This is a genomic window from Exiguobacterium sp. QJM3NY_9, assembly GCF_056173545.1.
In genome coordinates this window covers 1352767-1376916 of sequence record NZ_CM149679.1, presented here as the reverse complement: position 1 = coordinate 1376916, position 24150 = coordinate 1352767, and the positions used below count along the sequence as shown (strand labels likewise).

Genomic DNA, 24150 nt, shown 5'->3' with positions numbered 1-24150 from the left:
CTGGATTGAATTATTTTAATCGAATTTCGCCGTCACCGGCTGTAGCTTCCCCTATGTTGTCACGGACGATGTAGTCAATGTCGTACACACCCGCTGGAATGGCACCGGCTTCAACGGTTTTCTTCAGTGTCACCGTTGTATGCGGTTGAACTTCTTTCGACAACCGCTTCGGCTCCACCTCTTCATACGAGTCGTAGACGACTTTTTGCGAATCGTGCTTTCGGACCTTGACGTTGAGCAGATGACCGGCACGGGAGGCGACTTTTACCGGATAATCGCCGGTATTGGTCAGTTTGTATTAAAACGTAAATCCCTCTTTGACACTGCCTTGAACACGGTTTTCGACTGTTGTACTGCTCGGTTTCGTATCGAGGGACATGCATCCGGCTAAACTGAACAATAACGGGACGATGAGTAATTTTTTCATTTCATGATGCTCCTTTTCAAACGTGATTCTTGCTTATTCCCAGCCCGGTAAAGAGCGTGGCAATTGATTTGCAAAGGCACGAAATCCATCGTACCTGTATCCTTCACGCTGTGGTTTCTCGTTTCGAACGAGCGGGTCTCCTGACAAATCTTCATTCGCCCAAAACGAATGTTCTGTCTGGAATACTTGAATGGAAGAATAATGATATTGTTCATAAGATAAATGATCACGGACGGATTGGATGACCTTCTCAAAACCGCGTCCTTCGTTGTAACGCATCGCTAATTTCTCCTGCTCAAACTTGCCTACATACATCGAAATCGTGAAAGAGGAACCGTTTTTTGAAACCGGATATTCAATTTCGACCCGGACCGCGTCGACAAACCAGATTGGTACCGGATGGCTCACCTTTTCTTCTGTCGTTTCCTCGACGAAATAATCATCGGTCTGAATAATGAAGTTTTTAAACTCCCAAAACGTCTCTCCTTGGGCAATGATCGAGTACTCCAGAAATGTTCCAAAATTTTGCCCAATCGGATCAGCTTCTTCGGTCGACAATTCATGGAATACCCAGTACATGTAAGGCGTGTCGTCTGTTTTTGCAAACTCCCGGTTAATTAACAGATACCCCTCATTGATTTCCCCGATCACCCAGTAGTGGTCGAAGTCCTCATGAATCACCTCATATTCAATCGCCTCATTCGTTGCTTCGATCACTTTATCGAGAGCGTGCAACACAAGCCCGAAATCGTCCAAAATGAACAAATCTGCTCCGTCGTGCAGTTCGAGAAACGTTTGGTATTCACTCGGTAATTTTTGATTGAATTCGGCCTCAAATGCTGCAAGCGATTCTGCTGTCACCGGTTCCGGCAAATTAAATTTTGCTTGACCGATTTCATTGTAACGCCGTTGAATGAACGTCGATCCATGACTGATTTTTTGTTTCAATCCATCCAGTACTGCTGCGATTTGATTCATGTCATCCTCCCCCTATCATGCTTTTTCCCAGCCCGGTAACGGACGTGGCAAATCATTAACAAAGGCCTGATAGCCGTCATACCGCATGATTTGGGTTTGCGGATGTTCGACTCGTTTCGCGATCTGTTCACCGGATGCATCTTCGTTTTGCCAAATCGGTGCTTCTTTTTGGAACACAGTGATTTCTGTAAAATGGAACCGCGGTTCCTCCAAAGTGCTCACAAGAGAACGATGCACTTGTTTCATCGTATCGTAGTCAAATTTCCACCTTGAACTACCTCCACCTACGCTTCGCTTAGAGGTGGAGGATTCCTGAGTGATCCGACCTAACGGTCGAAAATTGATCAGGCTAACCCCGTCGTCCCGACGGTTGAAGAAGCTAGGATGCGTTCAGCTTCTTGTTTGATGTTCAGTCCTGCGTTCACATCACGGTCGTGATGGGTCCCGCAACTCGGGCATGTCCATTCACGCAAGCCAAGATGCTTCACGTCTTTGTGTTGATGTCCGCAACGGGAGCACAGTTGACTAGAGGCGAAGGTCTTTCCGACTTTCACGACGGTCTTCCCGTACCACTCCGCCTTGTATCCGAGCATGCGGAAGAACTCCGACCAACTGACCTCGGAGATCGACTTGCTCAACTTGCGATTCTTCTGCATGTTCTTCACCTGCAAGGTCTCGATCCCGATGACGTCGTGGTTTTTGACGATTTCGGTCGATACCTTGTGCAGGAAATCGGTTCGCTTGTTCGCGATCTTCTCGTGGATGCGGGCGACCTTCCGCTTTTGCTTCTGATAGTTCTTCGCCTCGGAAAGTGTTACTTTCTTGTCCAAGGCCAATCGTTGACGACGAGAGAGTTTACGTTGTTCACGTGCAAGCTTTTTCTCAAGCGAACGGAAGTAACGGTCATTCTTGTACACCGTGCCGTCCGACAGGATGGCGAAGTGCTTCAACCCGACATCAACGCCGACGGATGAGCCCGTTTTCTGCATTTCGTTGCTCTCCTGCTCGACGAGCAGGGAGACGAAGTATTTTCCTGAAGCGTCACGCCGGATGGTCGCGTTCAAGATGCGTCCGACGACCTGCCTCGAGTTGGCGAAGCGCACCCACTTCAGCTTTGGAATTTTGATTTTGGTGCCGACGATCGAGACTTCTGGAAGTTGAGACTTGCCTTGAATGTTCGTCTTATACGATTGAACGGGGTTCCGTTTCGACTTGAAGCGAGGCCGTTCGTTCTGCTTCTTGAAGAAGCGGTCAAAGGCATCAGCAAGATGTTTGACGCTCGCTTGCACAGACGTGCTATCGACTTCTTTCAACCAGTCGAACGCCTGCTTCAACGACGGAATTTCTTTTGAGCAAGACCCGTAAGACAGTCCTTTCCCTGTCGCTTTATACGTCTCATCCCACTTCGCCAAGAAATGGTTGAAGACGAAGCGTGAACAACCGATCGTCTTCACAATCAGGATTTCCTGTTCTTTTGTCGGATAGATTCTGAATTTGTAGGTCTTGTGAGTCAACATGATGTTCACCTCCTTACAAAGGATATACCCGAAAGAGAGGGTAGCGATTCATCTCCCACTTTCACTCGGGCTTCACCCTGACCGTTTAGAAGTGGGCGTATTCTCGCCTGATTTTGATAAATCAGGTCTTCCATTTTCATATGTATAAAAAGAAACAATAAACCCTCCCTGGTGGTAAATCGGATACTCGATTTCGATCCGGACCCGTTCCTCAGATGCAATCGGAATGCTCGCCTGCACGTGCTCGGTTTCTTCTTCGACATAGTAATCAGTTTCCCGGACATCAAAAATGTTGAACTCCCAGTACATGTCGCCCTGGGCGATAATCGACCGTTCGAGGAATGTACCGAAGTTTTGACCGATGGCGTCGGTATCCTCGGTTGACCCTTCATGATACTTCCAGTACATGTATGGTGTATCTTTCGTTTTTGCATGGTCCGTATGAATCAGAAGGTACCCTTCGTTCACTTCACCGATGATCCAGTAATGATCATAGTCTTCATCAATTAGCCCGTCATCCTTGGCTTCGATCGTCTTTTCAATTACTTCTTAGAGTGGATACAAGACCAGCCCCTCGTCACCTAACATAAACAGTTTTGCTCCGTCATGCAGTTCAAGAAAAGTCTGGTATTCGCTCGGTAACGGTTGCTTGAACTCGGTTTGGAATGCTTCCAGTGTTTTCGGTCTGACCGGTTTTGGCAGATGGAACGTGGCTTGACCGATTGAATTGTAACTGCGCTGGATGAATGTCGATCCGTGGTTGATTTTCTGTTTGAGTCCATCTAGGACAACTGCGATTTGATTCATGATCTCCATCCTTTATGTATCTCTATCTGAAGCTTGCTGATACGTCTTCCTCGATTCTACCATTTACCAATAATTTGGGTGATTCGTCTTTCCTGTTTCTGTGGTATTCTTTTTCTAATCATAACGGTGCCTGTATCACATCAGTCACCGATTCATTTGGAGGTGGACCATGCAGAAACAATCGTCGATGTTGCTGATTGTACTCGCAGCAATGCTGTGGGGCACGACCGGCACGTCGCAAGCCTTTGCGCCGGAAACGACCCATCCGATTGCGATCGGTGCTATCCGCTTGGCGGTCGGCGGATTCTTTTTACTCAGCCTCGTCATATTGACCGGAAAGCTGACATTAAAAGATTGGCCGCTACAGACAATCTTTCTAGCCGCCCTCAGCATGGCCGCCTATCAGCCGTTGTTCTTTTCCGCTGTTCTCATGACCGGTGTCGCCGTCGGAACGGTCGTCGCGATCGGCAGTGCGCCGATTTTTTCCGGAGTCATTGAATGGTTGGTCTTAAAAAACCGTCCCGGTACGATTTGGTGGCTGTCGACGTTAATCTCGATTACCGGCTGTTTGCTGCTCGTCATGAATCAAGCGGCAGTCTCGGTCAATCCGCTCGGCATTTTGCTCGCTCTCGGTGCCGGACTGTCGTTCGCCGCATACACGTTCGTCAGCCGCGATCTGGTGAAAACCCATCCGCCGCTGTCGGTCGTCGCCGTCGTCTTTACGCTCAGCGCTCTCTTGTTGTCGCCGCTCCTGTTCCTGTTCGACCTGTCATGGGTCTTCAGTTTGCGCGGTGCCGGTATCAGTCTGCATCTCGGAGTTTTTGCGACTGGTCTTGCCTACCTCTTGTTCGCAAAAGGGCTCGCGTATGTCTCGTCTTCGACTGCCGTCACGCTGTCGCTTGGTGAACCGTTGACCGCTGCCTTACTTGGAGTCTTTGTCCTCGGGGAAACGCTCAGTCTGTTGTCTTGGATCGGCATTTTACTTTTATTCTGCGGCATCGGATTACTCATTTGGTCGTCACGGCGGGTGCGACAGCCGGATATCCTCGAACTCGCCAAGGAGAAGCACTCTTAAGGAGGAATAGTCATGCACATCACATTTGAGAAACTGTTGTACCGGGAAGACTATCAGATTGCACTTGATCACTTAGTCATAGATGAGAAAAACAGCGATCGGTTAGCACTTTATTTTCGCGGCCATACGGACGAAATCATGGTGCTCATCGGTGACTATTCCTGCAATTATTTTGAACTGTTGTTTGAAGCAGATTGTGTCTTACTCCGGTCGTCGGATTTGCATGAACTGGATGACGGACTGGAGTTCAGTACGGTTCCGCTCACCCTGTATCAGGACTCGGCACTTCTGACCTTTGCGACGGCCTGGATGGGCTTGAAGCGGGATCCGTCGCGAGACTGGACCCACTACGCCATCCGGGCATTCGAACAAGACTTTCATGTCCTGTCCCCGCGTCCGCCGGTCTTTACGGACCTTGGTCATAAGATGAGTGATTTTACCGTCAGACATTCTTTTAATCTGCCAAAGCAGAGTTGACATAAAAAAAGCCCTACCTCGCCAAAGGTAGGGTGATGCGATACGCCTGTCCGACGGCTTGCGCCGGACAGGACGTGGTTTCATTATACATAGCGCGCCAGTGTTTTTTCAATCGTCTGGATTGAATCGACCGGGGCAAACCGCTTAACGACCCGCCCTTGACGGTCGACGAGAAACTTCGTGAAGTTCCATTTGATGGTTGACGAAAGCAGTCCTCCCTGTTGCTGTTTCAAGTACGTATACAACCGGTGTTCGGTCGGTCCGTTGACGTCAATCTTCTGAAACATCGGGAACGTCACACCGTAATTCCGCTGGCAAAACTGCATCGTTTCCGCTTGATCGGCAAATTCCTGACGGTTGAACTGATCACACGGGAAACCAAGCACCTGAACGCCTTGCTCGGCATACGTGTCGTACAACCGTTGCAAGTCTCCGAGCTGACCGGCGAGCCCGCATTTGCTCGCTGTATTGACAATGAGAAGTACCTCTCCCGCGTAATCTTGTAATGAAACGGTCTGTCCGTCTGCAGCCTGTACCTCAATCTCATAGAGTGACGGCATCCCGTCGCGCCCCCTTTTCCGTCAGTATACGCCGCTAAAAACCCCTCGTCTTTTCTGAACATGCAACCAGTTGATTACCAGATGTGTTCTTCCCGGTCACTCAGCTTGATGACGAACGGCATAATCAAAACAAACAACAGGCTGACATATCCGAGCGACAGATAATGCTGCGTATCTTTTGAAAGATACTGCTTCTCGCCACAGTTCGGGCATGGCTTGCCATGCTTCGCAAAACCGACAGCCAGTACATCTTTCGTCTTCCACTTGTAGTCACAATTCGTACAGCGTACCATCTCATCATCCCCTTTGCTCTCTTCTACTTCTTCTTCTCAAAGCAGGTTTCACGATTTCGGTAATTTCTTATTCGATTAGTATTCAAAACAATTTGATACGTGATACTTTTTTGTAAATAAAAGGAATTATCGAAACCATATGCAACGCTCTATCGTATAAAGTCATGTCGCTTCACTGCAATGGACTTACGCACACTGAAGCGTTCATTCCTACATATTGACAACATACTAAACACTGATGGAGGTCACCCCGTTGAAAAAAGTAATCGTTCCTTTGCTTTGTGTCCCGTTCCTTCTATTATCCGCATGTTCAGATGAAAAAGAAAAAGCAGTGACTCATGAAGAATCCACAGCCTTCCGACCGGAAACCATAAAGATTGGCAAAGACAGTGAACTGACAATCGTACCGCTGTACGCGCCTTATCAAACATATTTGAAGGCATCGCTTAAGAAAGATGACTCAGCGATGGACGTAAAAAATTATGCAGAATATGTCCTCGGCTACATTGACACGATCGGGGAACAGGAGAACTTCAATACAAACAGCCTAAAGAGCTTTTTCTTGTTGCAATCAACAATCAATGAGCAGGATCTGCTCGATCGTACGAATGAATTGGCGAAACGGAATGACGAAATCAAAGAAATCATTACGAACAGCTACCTCGCTTCCCATAAGGTTCTCCCTAAAAAAAACAGCACGATTTTCATCGCACCGTCCAATCCGGAATTTTGGTCGATGATTGATCCGTTAGGAGGAGTCGGTGGAGCAGCTTTTAAAGATTCCATCCTCTTTAATCTAAATCCCGACTTCGATCAGGACGTGCTTGCCTATACGGTCGCACACGAATACCATCACCTGGTTTTGAATGATACACCCGAGTTAAGTTCAATCGATACGTCCCTCGACTCTGTCATCTTCGAAGGGAAAGCAGATGCCTTTGCCGATCGCATCATTAAAGATGTCAAGCCGCCCTGGGATAAACCAATCGATGAGGCAGCGAAGAAACATGTAGCGCGTCTGATTGGGAACGGTGAAGCCGATTATCAGGAGATTACAATGGGGAACACTGAAAAAGACATTCCTTTATGGAGCCGTTACTCTTTAGGTCGCGATATCTTAACACATCATCTGAAAGCAAACCCTGATCTCGCCATCAAAACATGGACTTATGAAGAGAACGATGACATCTTAAAGGACTACAAGTATCAGGATCTTCTTAAGTGATGCGTAATATGTGATTTTGACATTACCCTTTGAAAAATCCTAATTCTAACGGTATACTCGTACTTTCGAAAGCAATCCATCCTTTTAAGGAGGTACACTATGGGTGAATTAAAGGAAACGTACGTTAAGCTGGACGGATACGTCGTTGTCAAAAAAAATGGCGGGCACGTCCCCCACAAAGAATTTCTCCACGAATTTACACGGTGGTTGGAATCAAGCGGTCATGGCTGGACCGGATCTTCTGTTCAAGTTGATCAAGATGGAAACAGCATTGAAGACATCGGCTAATTACATAACGATGGAACAAAAAAAGACCGGGCAGAGAATTGATTCCTCTGTCCGGTTCTTGTTTTGGATAAAAAATTGCTTTAATTAAAGAAAGATGATTTAACATTATGAGAATTTCTCTTATGTATCATTTAATGAATCAAAGTGTTTTTAATATTCCAAAATAATTAAATTCCATTTTTAATCCATATATGATACTTTATATATATATTTGATGAAAGGGGCATAAAATAATGGAATCACTTGCTAAACCAAAGAAAAAATTTTATAAAAAGTGGTGGTTTTGGTTAATCGTATTATTTATTTTCGTTGGAGTAGGAAATAATTCTGATGATCAAGCAACTCCAGCTAAAAATGAAAGCCAATCCGAATCATCTTCTAAAAAAGAGGAAGATGATAATAAAACAGCCGCACCTGAATTAGTTGAGGAAGTCGAGGCTGACGAAGAAACAACAGAAGAAGAGAATACAACTCCAGACGTACCGACGGAGTATTTATCGGCACTTAACAAGGCGGAATCTTATGCTACTACCATGCACATGTCAAAGGCTGCACTAGCAAATCAACTTACTTCCGATTTCGGGGAACAATTTTCAAAAAAAGCCGCGGCTTACGCACTAGAAAATATGACATTTAATGATTGGAAATCGAATGCATTAAAGTCAGCTGAATCATATTCTGAAACCATGAACATGTCGAAAAAAGGTATTTATAATCAACTTACATCAGATAGTGGCGAACGCTTTACAAGTGACGAAGCTCAATATGCCGTCGACAAGCTGAAGGCGGACTACAATCAGAACGCACTTCAAAAAGCTAAAGAATATCAGGAAACGATGAGCATGTCGCCCGAATCAATCCGGGATCAACTTACGTCGGATTATGGCGAACAATTTACCGCTGAAGAAGCTAATTTCGCAATCAGTCAATTAAAATAAGCTTTACCTTCACCCTGTGCCAATACCGACAAGGGTGTTTTTTAACGAAAGCCCACATTTTTATATGAGGTTTCTCTGACTTATGCTTGCGGATGTTTCCGGCACAGATTGTAGTTATTGTTACTATTGTCCAAAATAGCGCGCCGACGAGAACTTAAAAAGAAATGACAGGCCTCCCTGTGTTCCTTTTCTTTAATTGTAAGAATCATAATTTGACTAACTTTAACCAAACCAAGCATAATGATAAACAGCAAAGCGTTACACAACTCGCTCTGCAATGAAAGGATGTTGGTTATTATGTCATCAAAAAAAGTCTGGACGGTCGAAGGTTATGAGGAAAATGGTGTAGAGAAGCATCAAAAGGCAACTATGACGGAAACGTTTACGAATGAAGCCGATGCTCGTAAAGCTGCTAAAAAAATAGCGGATCACCACGATGACCTTGATGTATATGTCATCTATACGAATACGTCAAGCGGTAAAGCAGAAGAACGCTTCTTCAATTCGGATGGATCTTACAGTGAAGAAGGATATGAATGGTAACAGTTTAGCCGTCGATTTGACGGCTTTTTTTGTATGACGAATTGTATGATTAAACACAATACCTAACTGAATACACAAAAAACGCTCTGTTGAGCAGTTCGCGGGGAAATTCTTGAGGCTGACTCATATGTGGGGTATCTATCGATTAAAACGAATCAGTGTTTTTTTCGTGCGTGATTCAGTCACAGACTAAACCGTTATGAACACTACGGATTTGTACCAAAATGGCCGATATTCCCGTGAAAAGTGGGATTATCGGCCATTTGATTGATGGAGGACGGAAACGTTCATCCTCGACTCCTATGGGAAAAGGAAACGTGATTCGCGTTTCCGTCAGGAAGAGGGAAGACCCGGCATGACCGCATCGAAATGCGGGCTGTCGCGGCTTACCTTCCGCCCATGGAAAGCGAGGATGGCGGAAACGTCCGTCACAAACATAGTTTTTAGACTGACTTATATCAGTCAAATTTCAATAAAACAACAGGAGCGACTTACGCTTGCGGACGTTTCCGGCGCAATCCGTAGTACTGATAAAACTGTATATTATTTTTTTAACGTATAGTCACGTATGTTTCAGTAACCGGAGAGGGTTACTTATTTACATGATAATAAGCTTTATATAGTGACGAACGTGCAATGGACTGTGCAATGGAGGTCGAATTGAGCGACTGTGCAATCCTCATGTTTTCAAGCATTAAACAGGTGGTAAATACCTTTACATCAACCTATTGTGCAGCTGCTCGTCTTGAGAACGGGAGGTTAGCAAACGATGAAAATTTTACTGCTTGGAGATAATCAATTAGCGATTACTGGGGACATGTTCGAGATCCGACGCGTCATGGAACAACTGACGACCGGAAACCAAGTCGATTTATTGTTACGCACGGAATGCATGACCAAAATAAATGTCGTATTGTCCCATACCGAACAAGCATCCGCAGTAAACGAGCAGGTCGTGCTTAGTTTAGAGTAAATTTCCATACAACGGGAAAGGGGAGGTCCCCTTTCGCGAATTCCAGTCGCCCTTCCACTATGACTTCGCCCGACCTCTCCCTGGATTCCCTTATGGGGAGTCATAATTATAACGTTTAAATCCCTTATTTACCCATTTTAATAATTATTGTATTTTTATGGTTTTTTCATTATGTTTATTGAAGAACTACAATAATAAATGAATAGGGATTGATAGAATGCTTGAATATTACATGAATGCTATAAAATTATTTAAAGGTTATATGGATATGGATGCTATAACATTAATAGTTGCAATCATTGCAGCAACAGCTACTGTATACGCAGCTATAAAAACTGCTCACGCGGCTGAAGCAGCACGAAAATCAGCAGATATTAGTGCCGACGAATTTAAAACTCAAATTAAAGAAAAAGAAAAAATTGAACGCCCAAGGTTAGTACCTTTAAGCCACTATGTAGCTCCTCATCCTACCGATATAATAAGTGACTGGAAAACGAGTACTGAAATTGACAATACTTTTACTGAATTCAAAACGCAATTTAGTAATACTAAAATACCAATGATTAACACAGGAACATCCTATGCTCTTGATATAAAATATACATTTCAAATAGTAGGAAATCTAAAAAATGAAATAAAAGAATACAACTCTGAAAAAGTTCATTTAGTTATTGACGACTTAAATCCACGCGACAATGAGATGAAATTTAAGGTTTTTGATTTTCAAACGCAGTATAGGGACTCTGTGTATGACGAAGTTCACCATAAAGAGTTTGAGGTCACAAGTTACGGAAGATATATTTCGTTGATACAGAGTAACCAAACAGCAGAATTATACATCCCTAGTTTTTTTGTCGTTCTATGTAATCTATATTCAAAAGAATTTCCTAGAATTAATTCAAATGAAAATGAAGTAATGACTAGACCACGTTTGAGATTAATAATTACTTACAGAGATCAGTATGATAACGAAGTTTTGGATGATTATATTATGGAACTTAGTGAAAGACAATTCATAGGTAATGACTATAATTTCAGATTAGATACTTGGATTGAGTTTAAGCATCAAGGAACTACTGTTAATCAGCAAGCATTAATTAGAGATATTTTAAAATACTAGCTCACGTAAAATATACCCCACCAGTGACGGTGGGGTTTTCCTTATAGCTTCTTCGAATTCGTCTAGTTTAATGAATCAGAACAACGTGTTCCATGATGCAAGCCCAACGACACCGTCAACCTTTAATCCCTTACGTTTTTGATAAGCGCGGACGGCTTTCGTCGTTGCAGCGTCGAATTTTCCGGTCACTGGTACCTTGACCGCATTTTGAATTTGCTTGATATTCTTGATATTCATTCCTTTGGCGCCTTCATAGAGCGCCGACCCTGGGTAGTCGATAATCGCTTCCTTCGACGCGGGTTTAGCTGCTGGTTTTACCGCCGGCTTTTTCACGATCAGTTCCTTGCCCTTAATGATGACCGTCCCGTTGAGTCCATTCCATTTTTGGAGTTCGTCCACAGATGCTCCGTATTTCTTCGCGATGCCGATCAATGTATCTCCATCGACGATCTTATGCGTGGACATCTTTCCGGTAACAGGTGCCGATGTTACTGGTTTTATGGTACCATTTTTGGTATTTAGTGGCTTATTACCTGCTCGGAGCTGGGCAATCGATAGTCCGAACGTGTATTCCAAATGCGGTGCATCACGGAATCCACGCCAGTCACCACCCCACTCGAATCCGAGTTTCTTAGCAATCTTAACGATTTCCTTCCAGTCCGCTTCTCCGTCCCGATCGTAATCCGCTGACTCAGACCACGTGACTTCCTTTCCGCTTGGCGTATACAGTGCAAAATCAATTGCCAGTCCATAGTTATGATTCGAGTAGCCGCCCGGTGCATTGGTGACAATGGCGCCGGCTTTCGTTCGGCCTTGTGCATACAGCGCATCCTGCTCCGCTTTCGATCGATAGGCTTGCGTGATACATACGGGTACCCCTTGGGCATGAGCAAGTTTGACGAGTTGTTTCCCCATCTCTCGGACGACCGGATTAAGTCCCGGATTGTCGAGTTTTCGATTGGCTTTTTCTTGCACGAATTGAAGTGATACTGTCATGGGTGTGTCCTCCTTATAATGCCTTGTCTTGTTCTTTATCTTCTTTGATCTCCGCGATACTGAGTTCACTCGAAATTGGTTTGACTTGCTCTTCTTGCGTGGCTGCCGTCTCGATGATTGTGTCGACAGCTCGCGGCTCTTTTTCCCCTTGCAGCTGTGTCAATGCATCGATCATTTGTTGTGGCATCGGTACGTTCAAAAGCGCCAGGTTCTCCGTGACAGACAATCCTTCACGAGCGATGTAGTAATAGAGTGCAAGCGTCCGGACGATTGGTAAGCCTCCATTGATTAATTCATCGAGCAAAACAGCGATGATAATAACGACAAAAACGATACCTTTTCGGATACCGCCCCAGAACATCACGTCACTATTGACACGCTTGTGTTTATACGCCGCTAAAAATCCGGTCAAATAATCGACGATCATTAAACATACTAGAATTTTCAACGCGGCGTCCCATCCTCCAAATAGTGCTGTCACTACGGTACCCATTACTGCAAACGCACCTTCGATTAAATGATGTGTTCTCATAAATAACCTCTTTCTTATTTAAAATAAAAAGCGCCCCGAAGGACGCTGTGGAAATAGAGTGACTTGAGCTGAGATGACGCGCCGGGCAGGTACGACGGATTTCAACCCACCCGGTAAACACGTCATTTTATTCGGGTTGTAACGTGATCAAGTCTTCCCGACTTTTTGAAATCAGATAAGCATCGATACCATCTTTTAAGTCTGGACGGCGTGAAAGAACGTAATCGTAAGTGTATGCATTATCGATGATACGTTGCCCCATGTATGCTGCCATTAGAAGCTACCTCCAAAGATTAAGTCGTCAATTGCCGTTTGCATTAATGTTTGTTTGTTTTGAAGTTCTTCATTTTTCGCAATCAATTCGTCGATAGGTGACTTAGGTGCTTTACTGAGCGATTCACCTTTTAAATTCTCGTATTCTTCTTCTGTTAGGATAGACAAATCCTTATGGTCGACCTGTTTACCTGCATATTTCAAATAAGCTACATTTTCGTCATGCGGATAAACTTGAGATCCTGCCACGATTTGATCCAATTCCAAACCTTTGTACTGAGCCGTACCTTGCAAGTCAAATAAATTCGACACTTTATAGTTAATCATTATTTTTACCTCCTAATTAAATTATTGGACTACCACCGTACAACGTCATTAAGCGTCTGATCAGTTCTGAAGATGAATCAATGCCTGTATTGACCACATCATTACGCCATTGATATGTTCCAGCTGAAGGCGCACGTAACGATGTGACGTAATGTGTACTTGCGCTACCCGTACAAGAAAACACATAAAATCCTCTGTTCATTCTTAACAAAGCGGCGGACGTATTATATTGGCTTGTAGTATTTGTCGTATTCGTCGATAACTGTGTGAAAGAAGTGTTCATAACTGAACCAGATCCATTTCCCAGCAATATAATCAACCCGGTTGATGGTTCAAAATATGCCGAAAGTAAACTAGAAAAAGAACTTCCAGAATAAAGGACGGTTCCATTAAGGTCTGTAATTTTTAAATTCGCACCAAGGGTTTTATAAATGAGGTTATTTCCGCATCTACGAACAAAGGATGTTCCGTTGCCAAAGGTATCAATGTTTCGAGATGAAAGTACCGTTCCGTCGGCGTTTATTTTCTGTTCCAAAATGTATGCGTTTGATGGACTCGAAAAATACGAATAGGTATCCGTACCATCATTGAAAAAATCGACGGCAGATGTTGTATTGCCAAAAGATAACCCCGTCGGATTGATAGAAGGTAGTTTTTTGCCTGTTTCTACATTCGCCACTTTATTGACGAGTGCTGTCAGTGTTTCCGTACCTAAACTTGACTGCCCTTTTGCGGTCAGATTGGTCGCAAGCGTATTTTTGATGGTTTGCGTCTTGGTCTGCATCTGAGTAAATGTATCGCTTGATGCAAGAGGTGAGCCAACGACGTTTGACCATTTCGTTTTACCGTCATTGGCAAATGTAAAAAGCTCGTTGACCGCTGCGACGAGACTGTTTTTCGCTGTCGTATTCAATCCCGATAAAATGCCAATTTGCGTGGACAGCGCGTCCTTCGCATCCTTGACGGACTTCGGGGTGGCGGCGAGCGTTTCGCTCGTGCTGTCTGTTGCATTTGAGAGTTGCACACGTCCTTTTTTTGTTACCGAGGCATCTTCATGTGCTTCCTCTATTCCAACTTCCCATCGGTTAATGTCTCCTTCTGTAACAGGATCATTACCTTTCCAATCTGTCTTTGCCGTGTAACTCATGCCTTCACCTCCCATGTGAATTCGAAATCAATCAGCTGTTCCGCGGCAATCGCGACATCGATGATTTTCACGCTGATCAAGTTCTGATTTTCATCGTACGATTTGATTGATGTGATACGAGAGATTCCGCTTAAGCTATGCGCCTTGACCGTGACCCACGCTCCCACTGCCGTGATGCTGTCCTTTTTAACGACGACCGTATCATTAATCTTGATGACTTGTATTCTTGCGGCTAAGTCCGCGGCGACTCGAGACAGATAACTCGTTTGGACGGTCATACGACCACCTCACTTTCTGATTTCAGGATCGCTTGGCCCACGCGCCATTCGTTGACCTTGCGATACGTCCTGGCATTAATTCGGACGCGGTCGACGATTTGCAGGCTATCTGCCGATGTCAGCTTCAACACCATTTCAAGATGCGCCGGTCTTGCCTTTTGGAGCGCACGCAGCATCGCATCGTAGTTTTTCATTTTTCCGACCGGTACCATGACCCAATAAGCATATTGATCCGGGATGTTTTCGACTCGCGAGACTACTTCCTCGAGATAGCTATCAACAATCGTTTCGATCAACCGCTCATTCGGTGTCGCACCTTGACCCATTTTCGATTTCAGGCGTCGACGCCGCTCGTCAAAGGTCTCAGCATTGTTGACGATGCGATAATCTTGCTCCCAAAGCGTTAACGCCCAGGTAGCCCGCTCCAAATCCAACTGTGCTTCCAGATCTTCTTGAATCATCTCGATGAGAGCGAGTTCTTTCGATTGCGATCCATATATGGATTGCCAGACGAGCGACTCTTTGTAGATCGGATAGACATGCTCAAACAGCCGTCCTTTGAGTTCTTCTTCATTCATCGAACGTCACCACGCCTTGTCGCGCCACTTGATCACCCGGAACCCTGACATTCGCTGTCGTTCCATTCAGGGTTAACCCGCTGTAATCCATCACACCCTCGACATCGATCAGTAAGGCGCCTATTTTTGAGTAGTTGACACGGAAATCGATGACATCGATGCTCTCCCACGCCCGTTGGTTCAATTCTTCGAGATACACGGCCAACTTTTCGTTAAAGGTTGCAGTCGCAGTCGTAAGTGAGATGCCTTGTAACTGCAGCGTCGCCTCGATATTCAGCTGGAACTCTTCCGAACCGAACACGGTCACGGTCGCACCAATCGGCGCATCTCCTTTTCCGCGTCCTTCTCCACTCACAGGATCAATTTTTTCTTTGACTGCAGTAATCACTTCCGGTGTCGGTTTTTCATAGGTGATGGTCGTGATCAATACTTTGACCGTCCCTCGTCCAGCCCAAAGCGGAATCACTTTGACTTTCCCGACGCCTTCGACGCCAAGTGCCCATGCGACATAATCTCCATCATTACCGCCTCCTCGTTCTTCTGAGACGAATGCGAAGTAGCGGGACCGATAGCTATCATCATCCTCTTCCTCCGCTCCTAACGTCGCAGGAGTAGGATTCGTCACCGTATTAATACCGACGTCGGATGCCAACTGGATGGCGCCTGACGGTACTCGTCCAACTTCCCCCGCTTCGATGGCCACGACTTCAAGCGTCATCTCACCGGATGGCGGAATCGCATGGTCCAGTTGATCCAAAATCTCGAACTCGATGGCTTCTTCATCTTCACGTAGGACAACGGTCGAGAAAATCGTGTCGAACGGGATGAGGTTGCCCGGTGTTCCGGTAATCACGACTTCTGCTCGAGCGGGCTGCGCTTCGATGCGGGATAAGGTGGGCACTCGGTTCAGGATGACACGATCCAAATCGTCCCCTTCCGCCATACTGGCGAACGAAGCACGCATGATGTTTTGCATGTAAAGCCGCTGCATAGCGAGTTGGTTGGCGACAGGAGCTTGCGCATCATAGATATATGAGCCTTCCCGCCGGTCCCACTTCGGATCCGTCATGCTGAGCATACGTTCCAAGATGACTTCTTCGTCCTCTTGGAGCGGTGCCGGTAAATCAGGTAGATCCAATAAGTTCGCCATCCTGTCCCTCCTCTTCTAAATTATTCAGTGTCGTCGTCTCTCCGATGATCGTATTCATGTTGATGGTCGCTTCAAAACGTCGGTCAACCTTGATGACATCCACTTCATCGATGGAGACGATGCGGTCATCGTATTGGATGGCGTCAACGAGGCTATCTGCGATAAACAATCGTTTGACATCATCTGAGACATCCAGTCGCATATCGTCCTTTGCCTCACACCCATAATCCTCCGAATATATCGGTAAGGCGCCGCGGACGGTGAGAATAGTTTTCGAGATGACATTCTTCAATCCTTCGATGCCATCATCCACCAACAGTTCGTCGTTCGACCCTTTGACGAATTCACCGGTCTCAAAATCAAAGAGCGGCGTCATCATGCCCATGTCCGGCTCGTTCTCTTCTTCGCTGTAGACATCATCTAAATCGACTTCAGGCAATAAACCATCCGCTTCTTCTATGTTCTCCATTTCGTCACCACCATCCATTTTTCTGTTCGGTTCCGGATAGGCAGCAACAACACGTTGTCTCCCGCTGCTGTCGCCATCTCATCGACGACATCCGCCTGTTTTACACGTTGTCCGTCGACTGTAAAGTCCGCCGTATCACGCATGCCGATGTATCCGCCTTGCCGTAATGGCTGCAACACCCACTGGGCGCCACTCGCCCCAGTATCACTGATGCTGTACAAGACGACGAGCTCATCTTTTGAAAAGATATGAGCATCCATCACGAAAGCATCCGTATCCCGCTCCCCGACGCCGGAAACGGAGATGACGAGCGGTTCTGTTTGAGTGACCGTCCCGAGCAAGACGTGTTCTTGCGGTGATTGCGGCGTCATGAATAAGTTAGCAAGGCGTTTCGTCGGATCTTTCATGTCGGACCTCCTAGAAATTAATATACGTATGCGGGTTGACGGCGTTGGTCTTGCTGTAATTCCAGCGTCCGCGATGCAATTCGAAATGCAGATGTGGCCAGTCCGACCAACCCGTGTTGCCGACGTAACCAATCGTCGTCCCTGCCGTCACTTTCTGCCCGACTTTCACTTTTGGCTTGGCATGGATGTGGGCATAGACACTTTCCCACGTCTGACCATTGACTTGATGCATGATATAGACTACCCAACCATACGAACTGGACCACCCGGAACGTGTCACGACACCGTCAGCAATCGGATGCAATCGGACCTTGCCTGTTTTCGAGCGGTCGATCAATACATCAATCCCAAAATGTCCGGCAGGGGTCTTGAATTGCTTCCGCCCCATCCAACCCCCGGCCATCGGGCGTACGAACGCCTTGGATGACGGCTTGCTTTTGGTAACTCCTGCCTTGATGCGATTCCGATAATGCGATTGGATTTTACTCCACTCACCCGCTTTTTGACGGGCATCCGCTCGTCCTAAGCCTTTTTCGAGGATGCTGATCTCAATGTCGCGGCGACCGAACGGAATACATTCTTTTGCCGGCAATCCCATATCAACCCGTTTGCCTTTGATGGCACCTCCGACGTCTTCCGCGAGGTATATACCGCTGTATTGAGGTTTGGCGCGACACTTGATATAGACGACCGACCCCATCGGTATGAGTTTCGGATCGACGGCGATGCTCCGCTTGGTCTTAAACTTGTTGCCGGACGCTGTCGTCCCCGTCCCATTGATGCCACCGAGCGCGGGATTGTATGCCGTCGCCACCCAGCCTCTGCTGAATTTCAACGCGATACCTTTGACGGATTCCGTCGTGTTCCCCAGCGCGTCTGTGTTTTTTTGGACATCTGGCTTTTCATAGGAAATCGACGGCAATGAGGTACTGACGACCGCATCGGCATCCATGACGACATGATTCGGATAGATGTCGTACTTCACGTTGTCCATGTAATAGCCATGTGCAATGACGCTATCTTTTGATTTGATGTAGGCGTAATCCCCGGAAATGAAACGCTGTGCCGAGGTCGAGACGACGTGACGGAATGTTCGCGTCACCTTCGCCTTGTTGTTTTTATCAAGTGTCGCCTTTGCCTCTTTTCGGGCATCGGTATCATTCGTCGCATCACTTTTGATGTAGGTCGAGAGACGCCCATATTTCTTGATGCTGGACGAGCTCTTGGCCACTCCATCAGCTCTCCGCTCTCGGTTGCGTGCCCGGACATAGTTCTTTCGGTCTTCATTCGAAATTTCGACCTGTGCATCCGTCACGCCTTCACTGAGGACGGGCACGTTCTTCGGACGACTCCGCTCGTAAATCCGTAATCCATTGTCGTAGCGGATCCAATAGGACTTCTTCGTTTTCTTGCGGTCTTCCGTCAACAAGGAAGCAAGAACCGAGTAATAGCTGTCGTATTTATCCGCTCGATAGTCCAACGCACGTTTATGTGTGTACTTTCCATTCGGCAGCACTTTCGGTTTGATTCCGGCTTTTCGACAGACCGTATCAACTGCCTTCCGAGTCGTCGTCCCTTTTTTAAAGTAAAAGTCATCCTTGTTCTTCACGAGATAGAGCAGCGGATCGTAAGCGGTCAGGCTGATGACCCGGTCCTTTTTCTTGATGACGAAGATATGACCGAAGAACCAAAGCCGCTTACCTTGCCGCACCGAGATATGTGCCCCGTCGAAGCTTGGAAGGTCCGCGACCCGCATCAAGTCGAGTGACAGTTTGACCGAAGCTTGCGCCACGCTGTCCTCGAGCTTGATCGGGATGATGACGGCATGGCTGATGTCATACTTCGAATCGATATAGACGCGGAGATCAGCCATAATACAACACCATCCCCGGATAAAGTCGGTTCGGGTTCTTCCCGATGGTCTTCTTGTTACGGGTATACAGCGTCCGCCAGTTGACCTTCAATCGTTGCGCGATGACCGTCAACGAGTCGTTCCGCTTCACGACGTACTTCTTCGGTTTCTTGCTCGTCGACTTCGAACTGGACTTCTTCGAGGACTTCGGACGCGTCGAGGAGCCTTTCCCCTTTTTCTTTAGTTTGCTGATTTTAGGATAAGCGTACTCCTCGAACGTGACTTCGAATTCAAGATCCGCTTGCTTGGCACTTCTGCCTTGCTTCGGTTTGTCTTGCCAGGAACGATAGGACAACACCCGGCAACGCATCGTCTGCTTGGTATCCGTAATGGCTAAGGTGACGACCTCTTGCTTGGCTTGCACCCGTCGCAACGTACTATCAAGCGTGTTCGGCAGTACGAATTTACCGGTCTGATAGGTCCGCTTGGTACCGGGGAAATGACTTGCTAACGAAAAGGTCTTTAACCCCGTCGCTGTGATGAACGAGTAGGTCCGTCCGCGGATACCATCATGTGTTTCAGTCTTCTTATCGCCTCCGGACAATCCGAGCCCGGGAGGCGTGACCGGGAACGTCATCGTTCCTTTACTATGCTTGATCGTAATCAATCCAACATCGCCTCCAAGTTATGCTGCGGTAAGTTCCGGTTCAAATCTTCCATCTTGTCTGCGATAAATGCCATCAAACGCAATCCAGTCTGCTCGAGCTTCGCTGGATCGTCGCCTAAAGCGCCTAAATCTTCCGGGCGGATATGCACGTTGAAGACATTCTGCGCTTGAGAGTTTTGTGATTGATCGAGTTTGTTGGTCGTACTTTTCGTATTGAGTGTCGGTGGCAGCGGCTGACGGGACTGTGTCCGGAACGGTGCGATGACGCCTTGGCTGATGACCGTCTGCGTTAAGGGTTGCAAGGCGGGAATCCGCTGTTTCATTCCTTCTTCATGACCGCGGACGGTATCTGCACCAATCGGAATGATTTTCTTAGCCGGTGAATTAACACCTAATCCTTTTTTCATCCAGTTCGGGATCATGTCCGTCAATTCTGTTACTTTTCCGGATACCCAAGTGAACCCGCTCGCCATACCATCTACCAGTCCGCGGATGATACTTTTCCCGACAGAACTTAGGTCGACATCTTTCAAGAACCACACGGCAGCATTCCAACCATCAGAAACCGCTGTTTTTACGGCTCTCATTGCGGACGATACAGTCTTTCCAAACTCACCAAACACTTTTGTCACAATGCCAGAAATCGTTTGCGTCACCGTCCGGAAGATACTCGTGATAGTGTTCCAAGTCGAACGGATTAAAGAACTAGCGGCATTCATGATTGTTCGGATGATGTTTCCAACCATCGTAAATCCAGATCGTACGGCACTCGAAATTAAACTGATAGCACCTTTGATGATGGCGATGTAGCTTTTCCACATGTAAGAAATAAGACCACGTACTGCTGAAAGTGCGCCCGAAATATTCGTCCGGATGAAATTAAATCCGTTTGCGACCGACGCTTTGATACTTACGATTCCGCCGCTGAAGAACGCTTTTATCGCTCCCCAGAACCCTGAAATGATTCCTTTGCCGCCGGTGGCCAGAACTCTGAACCCACTGAGCACACGACCGACCAACATCAAATTGACGTAGTTCCAAATAAACTGGATAGCGCCGAAGAAAGCTTGTTTGACGCCTTCCCACATCTTTTTAAAATCGCCCGTGAACAATCCAGAAAAGATTTTAACGACACCAAGGATGACGTTCAAAGCTCCCTGAATGACACCCTTGATGTTTCCCCATACGCCTTTGATGATGAGTAAGACTGCCGGCTTGATGAACCGGATGACGCTCCAGATGCCTTGGAAGACATTTCGGACCGCTTGCATCAGTTGCGCTCCGTCACTTTGCCAAAAAGCGCGGATCTTCGAAAAGACGGATTTAGCAAGATTGACGATGGCGCCAAAAGCACTCGCAAGCGTTGAACGGATTTTGCCAGTAATCGAGAGAATCTGCGCCATGGATCCATTCGAGAGTCCTAATCGACTTAAGATGCTTTTCGAAGCTCCGTCATTTCCGACCAACGAAGCAAAGACACCTTTGATCAAGGTGCCGGCTTGCTTAAATTTCTCCTCTACGGTCTTCGCAGAAGTTTGTAAGAATAAAATCTTGTTACGGAAAGCATCAATTTGCGCATGATCAAAATTTGCGCTGATCATGATTTTTCGTGCCTTGACGAAATCGCCGGATAACATGGCTTTCAACCCTTGAATCCCACCGCGGAATTTGTCGGAATAGGTCCATGCCGCTTTAAACCCGGCGACCAGTAAGGCGAGTGACGCCACGACGACACCAATCGTTACGGCAACCGGCGCAATAAAGGGAGCGACCAATGCGAATCCCTCGACAAGCATCGGTAGCAATCCGACGAGGATGGCAATTCCGCCACCTAAAATCAAGACAACGGCTAACGTCGCCGCGCTGACTGCAATCATCGTCTTCATCGATTGCGGCAACATGTTGAAGGCATTGACCAAGCCTGTCACTAATGTCGCCGCTGATCGAATAGGACCTTTCAATCCATCTCCGAGAGCAATTTGAGCGGATTCCGCTGCACCGGTTAATTCCTGCACAGCACCTTTTAAGTTGTCTTTCATCTTAGTAGCTGCTTCTTCCGAGGCGCCGGCGCTTTCTTTTAAGGACTTTGTCATCTTATTGATTTCAGAAGGACCTGCCTTCATCAATGTCAAGAACCCAGACGCCGATTCTGTTCCGACCAATTGAGCGAGCGTGGCTAATTGTTGAGCATTTGTCATGCCCTCGAATGAATTCTTCAAGTTCTTGATCAATCCCGCCATCCCAACGAATTCGCCTGAGGCATCAGTCAGGTTTATACCTAACGTCTGCATCATTTTCCCGGTCTCTTCAGACGGCTTCAGCAAGGCAAGTAGTCCACCCCGTAAGGTCGTACCTGCTTGCTCGCCTTTCATGCCGGCATTCGTCAATAGACCAATTGAAGCGGCCGTTTCTTCTAAACTGACACCTAAAGCGGCTGCAGGTGGTCCTGCATATTTCAGAGCATACTGCATGTCTGTGATGTCCGCTGCAGTTCGGTTAGCGGTCTCGGCGAGAATATCCGATACACGACTCGCTTCTGTCGCCTTCATCCCCCATACGTTCAAGGCTGATGCAACGACATCTGCCGTTTGTGCCATATCCGCTCCGGATGCTTCCGCTGCACTGATGACGGCAGGCATAGCGGACAAAATATCTTTCGTCGTCATACCGAGTGCAGCCAACGACTCCTGTCCAGCCGCAACTTCCGTCGAGCTTTTCGAAGTCGCTGCACCCAACTCAAGTGCGGATTGACGGAGGCGATCTAATTCGCTACTGGATGCACCTGCGATGGCTCCGACGCGACTCATCTGTGCGTCGAAATCCATTCCTGTTTTGACGGCTGCGCCTAATCCCGCTGCCACTCCAACGCCCATAAGGCTCGCCGCTCCACCTACTGCCATCAGTGACCCGGAGGCACCTTGCATGCGCTCGAACGTCGTTTGGGTCTGTCTTGCCTCGTCCTGCATCCCTCTCATCGAGCGGCTGACGCGGTCTGAGACCTCGGTGAACATGTCTCGTAAGATAATCGATGCGGTCAACGTTTGGTTACTCGCCACCTCGTCATCCCTCCTCTTTGTTTTGTTGCTCTTGCTCCGCTTCCATGACGATTTGTTCAGAAGCCATCAAGAAGAGCTTGACGTTATAGGACGCATTCCAAAACGCTTCCGGATGCACTTGTTTCCGCTGCCATAAGACATGCGCCCATTTTAGATCGGAGTCCTCCCCGTCCAGGATGCTGGCCTTTACTTTCCCAGCGCACCATCCGGCTCATCGAGTCCTGATAAGGAGATGACCTCACGGGAGGCATCCGCGACGCTGATCGTCGCAAAGAGTTTCGGAATGATCATCTCCGGAGCGGCGACAGGGAGACCTAGTTTTGATGCCAATTCCATGCTACGGAACGACATGGCTGTCCGGCGGGAATCCAACGCCTTGTCAATGATCAGGCAGTTGTATTTCAATTCATCGAGTTCTTCCGTGATTTGTCCGCGTGGTCCGTTGAGTTTGCGAATCGCTTGTTTCCGGATTTTACTTTCCTCGTCTGCATCGAGTGCGTTGATCGGAATGTCGAACCATTTCCCGTCGATTGCCATCATCTTAACGCTACCGGCTCGTCGGTTCGTGACGTCGATATCAAGTAGATCCGCTAACGTGACGAACTCGTTTGATGCCCCTGCTGTTTCTTGTGTCGTACCTGCTTCATCCACTTCGTGGTCATATCGGTTTTGTTCATTCATCTATGTGTCCCCCTTTGAGTTAAAACGAAAAAAGGAGACCGAAGTCTCCCGCTCGTTTTTTATAAAAATTTGTAATCGTCTGCCGTGAAGGCTAAATCCGTTTCGCCAGTGTCTTTGACCTTAAAGCCGATCAAGTCGACCTCATCGAACGTAACGCCCATGACTGCAACCTTTTCTCCTGGAAGGTCTGGATCACGATGTTCGAAGATGAGCGTACGCGGAGCATCCGGATCATTCAAGATACTACGACGGAACTTCGCAATCTCTGCTGTCCAGTGCATCTTGATTTTGCCGCTGATTTCAGAACCCATCGTCCGGTTCCCGTCTGCCTTCGCATTTCCACGTTCGACTTTCTTCTTGTTGAATTTGACTTTTACTTCCGCTTCTGTGATTTCCACCATTGCTCGTCCAGTTTCGTCGTATACCTGCCCATACTTGCCGCGGAGTACTTTCCGCGGATCCAGTACCGGTAACTTGTCATCATAGGCTTGAGACATGTGATTCCCTCCTGTTTCG

32 protein-coding genes are annotated in these 24150 nt (G+C 47.0%); 8 read left to right on the top strand and 24 right to left on the bottom strand.

Features of this window, described 5'->3' with window-relative positions; all coding sequences use genetic code 11:
• Positions 1 to 10: 10 nt before the first annotated feature.
• The 7 genes from AC0VYQ_RS06955 to AC0VYQ_RS06925 all read right to left on the bottom strand — a co-directional run bounded on the left by AC0VYQ_RS06955 (position 11) and on the right by AC0VYQ_RS06925 (position 3729).
• Complete coding sequence (locus AC0VYQ_RS06955; protein WP_475404592.1) at positions 11 to 163, bottom strand: hypothetical protein; 153 nt, start codon at positions 161 to 163, stop codon at positions 11 to 13.
• A 135-nt stretch (positions 164 to 298) separates the two neighbouring features.
• Positions 299 to 427: a hypothetical protein gene (locus AC0VYQ_RS06950; RefSeq protein WP_475404591.1), complete on the bottom strand. Its 129-nt coding sequence runs from the start codon at positions 425 to 427 to the stop codon at positions 299 to 301.
• 33 nt (positions 428 to 460) lie between these two features.
• The gene (locus AC0VYQ_RS06945; protein WP_475404590.1) at positions 461 to 1405 is read right to left on the bottom strand and encodes an SMI1/KNR4 family protein; all 945 of its coding nucleotides are present in this window, start codon (positions 1403 to 1405) and stop codon (positions 461 to 463) included.
• 15 nt (positions 1406 to 1420) lie between these two features.
• Positions 1421 to 1627, bottom strand: a complete 207-nt coding sequence (locus AC0VYQ_RS06940) for a hypothetical protein (protein WP_475404589.1) — start codon at positions 1625 to 1627, stop codon at positions 1421 to 1423.
• A 122-nt stretch (positions 1628 to 1749) separates the two neighbouring features.
• Complete coding sequence (gene tnpB / locus AC0VYQ_RS06935; protein WP_475404588.1) at positions 1750 to 2922, bottom strand: IS200/IS605 family element RNA-guided endonuclease TnpB; 1173 nt, start codon at positions 2920 to 2922, stop codon at positions 1750 to 1752.
• A gap of 72 nt (positions 2923 to 2994) precedes the next feature.
• On the bottom strand, positions 2995 to 3390 hold the full coding sequence (locus AC0VYQ_RS06930; RefSeq protein ID WP_475404587.1) for a hypothetical protein: 396 nt from the start codon (positions 3388 to 3390) through the stop codon (positions 2995 to 2997).
• A gap of 81 nt (positions 3391 to 3471) precedes the next feature.
• Positions 3472 to 3729, bottom strand: coding sequence for an SMI1/KNR4 family protein (locus AC0VYQ_RS06925; RefSeq protein ID WP_475404586.1), 258 nt, complete (start codon positions 3727 to 3729; stop codon positions 3472 to 3474).
• 169 nt (positions 3730 to 3898) lie between these two features.
• Here AC0VYQ_RS06925 and AC0VYQ_RS06920 point away from each other — a divergent pair, with 169 nt between their 5' ends.
• Together AC0VYQ_RS06920 and AC0VYQ_RS06915 are read left to right on the top strand one after the other, a co-directional pair.
• Entirely contained in the window at positions 3899 to 4804 is a 906-nt protein-coding gene (locus tag AC0VYQ_RS06920) for a DMT family transporter (RefSeq protein ID WP_475404585.1), read from the top strand.
• A 12-nt stretch (positions 4805 to 4816) separates the two neighbouring features.
• A complete protein-coding gene (locus tag AC0VYQ_RS06915) occupies positions 4817 to 5281 on the top strand; it encodes a hypothetical protein (RefSeq protein WP_088836896.1) in 465 nt (154 codons plus the stop codon).
• 83 nt (positions 5282 to 5364) lie between these two features.
• Here AC0VYQ_RS06915 and AC0VYQ_RS06910 read toward each other — a convergent pair whose 3' ends face one another.
• Positions 5365 to 5841: a glutathione peroxidase gene (locus AC0VYQ_RS06910; RefSeq protein ID WP_475404584.1), complete on the bottom strand. Its 477-nt coding sequence runs from the start codon at positions 5839 to 5841 to the stop codon at positions 5365 to 5367.
• A 74-nt stretch (positions 5842 to 5915) separates the two neighbouring features.
• The gene (locus tag AC0VYQ_RS06905; RefSeq protein ID WP_475404583.1) at positions 5916 to 6134 is read right to left on the bottom strand and encodes a hypothetical protein; all 219 of its coding nucleotides are present in this window, start codon (positions 6132 to 6134) and stop codon (positions 5916 to 5918) included.
• A 253-nt stretch (positions 6135 to 6387) separates the two neighbouring features.
• Here AC0VYQ_RS06905 and AC0VYQ_RS06900 point away from each other — a divergent pair, with 253 nt between their 5' ends.
• From AC0VYQ_RS06900 to AC0VYQ_RS06875, 6 genes are all read left to right on the top strand, one after another.
• Complete coding sequence (locus tag AC0VYQ_RS06900; protein ID WP_475404582.1) at positions 6388 to 7359, top strand: DUF2268 domain-containing putative Zn-dependent protease; 972 nt, start codon at positions 6388 to 6390, stop codon at positions 7357 to 7359.
• A 99-nt stretch (positions 7360 to 7458) separates the two neighbouring features.
• Positions 7459 to 7647: a hypothetical protein gene (locus AC0VYQ_RS06895; protein ID WP_475404581.1), complete on the top strand. Its 189-nt coding sequence runs from the start codon at positions 7459 to 7461 to the stop codon at positions 7645 to 7647.
• Positions 7648 to 7880: 233 nt separating this feature from the next.
• Entirely contained in the window at positions 7881 to 8585 is a 705-nt protein-coding gene (locus tag AC0VYQ_RS06890; RefSeq protein ID WP_475404580.1) for an Ltp family lipoprotein, read from the top strand.
• Positions 8586 to 8882: 297 nt separating this feature from the next.
• The gene (locus tag AC0VYQ_RS06885; RefSeq protein ID WP_475404579.1) at positions 8883 to 9128 is read left to right on the top strand and encodes a hypothetical protein; all 246 of its coding nucleotides are present in this window, start codon (positions 8883 to 8885) and stop codon (positions 9126 to 9128) included.
• Positions 9129 to 9897: 769 nt separating this feature from the next.
• Positions 9898 to 10101, top strand: a complete 204-nt coding sequence (locus tag AC0VYQ_RS06880) for a hypothetical protein (protein WP_475404578.1) — start codon at positions 9898 to 9900, stop codon at positions 10099 to 10101.
• Between the two features lie 217 nt (positions 10102 to 10318).
• A complete protein-coding gene (locus tag AC0VYQ_RS06875; protein WP_475404577.1) occupies positions 10319 to 11221 on the top strand; it encodes a hypothetical protein in 903 nt (300 codons plus the stop codon).
• A 75-nt stretch (positions 11222 to 11296) separates the two neighbouring features.
• On the opposite strand, the gene AC0VYQ_RS06870 is transcribed toward AC0VYQ_RS06875, so the two are convergent.
• The 15 genes from AC0VYQ_RS06870 to AC0VYQ_RS06800 form a co-directional block, all read right to left on the bottom strand.
• Positions 11297 to 12217 carry a M15 family metallopeptidase gene (locus AC0VYQ_RS06870; protein ID WP_475404576.1) on the bottom strand — a complete coding sequence of 307 codons (921 nt, stop codon included), beginning with the start codon at positions 12215 to 12217 and terminating at the stop codon, positions 11297 to 11299.
• A 13-nt stretch (positions 12218 to 12230) separates the two neighbouring features.
• Positions 12231 to 12749: a phage holin family protein gene (locus tag AC0VYQ_RS06865; protein WP_475404575.1), complete on the bottom strand. Its 519-nt coding sequence runs from the start codon at positions 12747 to 12749 to the stop codon at positions 12231 to 12233.
• A 127-nt stretch (positions 12750 to 12876) separates the two neighbouring features.
• A complete protein-coding gene (locus AC0VYQ_RS06860) occupies positions 12877 to 13023 on the bottom strand; it encodes a hypothetical protein (protein WP_475404574.1) in 147 nt (48 codons plus the stop codon).
• Positions 13023 to 13349 (bottom strand): hypothetical protein, encoded by a 327-nt coding sequence (locus tag AC0VYQ_RS06855; protein ID WP_475404573.1) that lies wholly within the window; start codon positions 13347 to 13349, stop codon positions 13023 to 13025. The genes AC0VYQ_RS06860 and AC0VYQ_RS06855 overlap by 1 nt, the downstream gene beginning before the upstream one ends.
• Positions 13350 to 13365: 16 nt before the next feature.
• Positions 13366 to 14496 (bottom strand): phage tail protein, encoded by a 1131-nt coding sequence (locus tag AC0VYQ_RS06850; RefSeq protein WP_475404572.1) that lies wholly within the window; start codon positions 14494 to 14496, stop codon positions 13366 to 13368.
• Complete coding sequence (locus tag AC0VYQ_RS06845) at positions 14493 to 14774, bottom strand: hypothetical protein (RefSeq protein WP_475404571.1); 282 nt, start codon at positions 14772 to 14774, stop codon at positions 14493 to 14495. The genes AC0VYQ_RS06850 and AC0VYQ_RS06845 overlap by 4 nt, the downstream gene beginning before the upstream one ends.
• The gene (locus tag AC0VYQ_RS06840; RefSeq protein WP_475404570.1) at positions 14771 to 15352 is read right to left on the bottom strand and encodes a putative phage tail protein; all 582 of its coding nucleotides are present in this window, start codon (positions 15350 to 15352) and stop codon (positions 14771 to 14773) included. The genes AC0VYQ_RS06845 and AC0VYQ_RS06840 overlap by 4 nt, the downstream gene beginning before the upstream one ends.
• Positions 15345 to 16502, bottom strand: a complete 1158-nt coding sequence (locus AC0VYQ_RS06835; RefSeq protein ID WP_475404569.1) for a baseplate J/gp47 family protein — start codon at positions 16500 to 16502, stop codon at positions 15345 to 15347. Before AC0VYQ_RS06835 ends, AC0VYQ_RS06840 begins: the two co-directional genes overlap by 8 nt.
• The gene (locus AC0VYQ_RS06830; RefSeq protein ID WP_393965176.1) at positions 16477 to 16971 is read right to left on the bottom strand and encodes a DUF2634 domain-containing protein; all 495 of its coding nucleotides are present in this window, start codon (positions 16969 to 16971) and stop codon (positions 16477 to 16479) included. Before AC0VYQ_RS06830 ends, AC0VYQ_RS06835 begins: the two co-directional genes overlap by 26 nt.
• Complete coding sequence (locus AC0VYQ_RS06825; protein WP_475404568.1) at positions 16959 to 17378, bottom strand: hypothetical protein; 420 nt, start codon at positions 17376 to 17378, stop codon at positions 16959 to 16961. The genes AC0VYQ_RS06830 and AC0VYQ_RS06825 overlap by 13 nt, the downstream gene beginning before the upstream one ends.
• A 10-nt stretch (positions 17379 to 17388) precedes the next feature.
• Positions 17389 to 19251, bottom strand: a complete 1863-nt coding sequence (locus AC0VYQ_RS06820; protein ID WP_475404567.1) for an XkdQ/YqbQ family protein — start codon at positions 19249 to 19251, stop codon at positions 17389 to 17391.
• Entirely contained in the window at positions 19244 to 19897 is a 654-nt protein-coding gene (locus AC0VYQ_RS06815) for a LysM peptidoglycan-binding domain-containing protein (RefSeq protein ID WP_475404566.1), read from the bottom strand. The genes AC0VYQ_RS06820 and AC0VYQ_RS06815 overlap by 8 nt, the downstream gene beginning before the upstream one ends.
• The gene (locus AC0VYQ_RS06810) at positions 19894 to 22953 is read right to left on the bottom strand and encodes a phage tail tape measure protein (protein ID WP_475404565.1); all 3060 of its coding nucleotides are present in this window, start codon (positions 22951 to 22953) and stop codon (positions 19894 to 19896) included. Before AC0VYQ_RS06810 ends, AC0VYQ_RS06815 begins: the two co-directional genes overlap by 4 nt.
• 186 nt (positions 22954 to 23139) lie before the next feature.
• Positions 23140 to 23634, bottom strand: coding sequence for a phage tail assembly chaperone (locus tag AC0VYQ_RS06805; protein ID WP_475404564.1), 495 nt, complete (start codon positions 23632 to 23634; stop codon positions 23140 to 23142).
• A gap of 59 nt (positions 23635 to 23693) precedes the next feature.
• Positions 23694 to 24131, bottom strand: a complete 438-nt coding sequence (locus tag AC0VYQ_RS06800; protein WP_475404563.1) for a phage tail tube protein — start codon at positions 24129 to 24131, stop codon at positions 23694 to 23696.
• Positions 24132 to 24150 lie beyond the last annotated feature (19 nt).

Bases quoted from the DNA above. Each gene is read 5' to 3' on its own strand.
- AC0VYQ_RS06950 (WP_475404591.1), bottom strand. From the start codon at position 427: ATGAAAAAATTACTCATCGTCCCGTTATTGTTCAGTTTAGCCGGATGC.
- AC0VYQ_RS06945 (WP_475404590.1), bottom strand. From the start codon at position 1,405: ATGAATCAAATCGCAGCAGTACTGGATGGATTGAAACAAAAAATCAGT.
- tnpB (WP_475404588.1), bottom strand. From the start codon at position 2,922: ATGTTGACTCACAAGACCTACAAATTCAGAATCTATCCGACAAAAGAA.
- AC0VYQ_RS06925 (WP_475404586.1), bottom strand. From the start codon at position 3,729: ATGAATCAAATCGCAGTTGTCCTAGATGGACTCAAACAGAAAATCAAC.
- AC0VYQ_RS06920 (WP_475404585.1), top strand. From the start codon at position 3,899: ATGCAGAAACAATCGTCGATGTTGCTGATTGTACTCGCAGCAATGCTG.
- AC0VYQ_RS06915 (WP_088836896.1), top strand. From the start codon at position 4,817: ATGCACATCACATTTGAGAAACTGTTGTACCGGGAAGACTATCAGATT.
- AC0VYQ_RS06910 (WP_475404584.1), bottom strand. From the start codon at position 5,841: ATGCCGTCACTCTATGAGATTGAGGTACAGGCTGCAGACGGACAGACC.
- AC0VYQ_RS06905 (WP_475404583.1), bottom strand. From the start codon at position 6,134: ATGGTACGCTGTACGAATTGTGACTACAAGTGGAAGACGAAAGATGTA.
- AC0VYQ_RS06895 (WP_475404581.1), top strand. From the start codon at position 7,459: ATGGGTGAATTAAAGGAAACGTACGTTAAGCTGGACGGATACGTCGTT.
- AC0VYQ_RS06890 (WP_475404580.1), top strand. From the start codon at position 7,881: ATGGAATCACTTGCTAAACCAAAGAAAAAATTTTATAAAAAGTGGTGG.
- AC0VYQ_RS06885 (WP_475404579.1), top strand. From the start codon at position 8,883: ATGTCATCAAAAAAAGTCTGGACGGTCGAAGGTTATGAGGAAAATGGT.
- AC0VYQ_RS06880 (WP_475404578.1), top strand. From the start codon at position 9,898: ATGAAAATTTTACTGCTTGGAGATAATCAATTAGCGATTACTGGGGAC.
- AC0VYQ_RS06875 (WP_475404577.1), top strand. From the start codon at position 10,319: ATGCTTGAATATTACATGAATGCTATAAAATTATTTAAAGGTTATATG.
- AC0VYQ_RS06870 (WP_475404576.1), bottom strand. From the start codon at position 12,217: ATGACAGTATCACTTCAATTCGTGCAAGAAAAAGCCAATCGAAAACTC.
- AC0VYQ_RS06865 (WP_475404575.1), bottom strand. From the start codon at position 12,749: ATGAGAACACATCATTTAATCGAAGGTGCGTTTGCAGTAATGGGTACC.
- AC0VYQ_RS06860 (WP_475404574.1), bottom strand. From the start codon at position 13,023: ATGGCAGCATACATGGGGCAACGTATCATCGATAATGCATACACTTAC.
- AC0VYQ_RS06855 (WP_475404573.1), bottom strand. From the start codon at position 13,349: ATGATTAACTATAAAGTGTCGAATTTATTTGACTTGCAAGGTACGGCT.
- AC0VYQ_RS06850 (WP_475404572.1), bottom strand. From the start codon at position 14,496: ATGAGTTACACGGCAAAGACAGATTGGAAAGGTAATGATCCTGTTACA.
- AC0VYQ_RS06845 (WP_475404571.1), bottom strand. From the start codon at position 14,774: ATGACCGTCCAAACGAGTTATCTGTCTCGAGTCGCCGCGGACTTAGCC.
- AC0VYQ_RS06840 (WP_475404570.1), bottom strand. From the start codon at position 15,352: ATGAATGAAGAAGAACTCAAAGGACGGCTGTTTGAGCATGTCTATCCG.
- AC0VYQ_RS06835 (WP_475404569.1), bottom strand. From the start codon at position 16,502: ATGGCGAACTTATTGGATCTACCTGATTTACCGGCACCGCTCCAAGAG.
- AC0VYQ_RS06830 (WP_393965176.1), bottom strand. From the start codon at position 16,971: ATGGAGAACATAGAAGAAGCGGATGGTTTATTGCCTGAAGTCGATTTA.
- AC0VYQ_RS06825 (WP_475404568.1), bottom strand. From the start codon at position 17,378: ATGAAAGATCCGACGAAACGCCTTGCTAACTTATTCATGACGCCGCAA.
- AC0VYQ_RS06820 (WP_475404567.1), bottom strand. From the start codon at position 19,251: ATGGCTGATCTCCGCGTCTATATCGATTCGAAGTATGACATCAGCCAT.
- AC0VYQ_RS06805 (WP_475404564.1), bottom strand. From the start codon at position 23,634: ATGAATGAACAAAACCGATATGACCACGAAGTGGATGAAGCAGGTACG.
- AC0VYQ_RS06800 (WP_475404563.1), bottom strand. From the start codon at position 24,131: ATGTCTCAAGCCTATGATGACAAGTTACCGGTACTGGATCCGCGGAAA.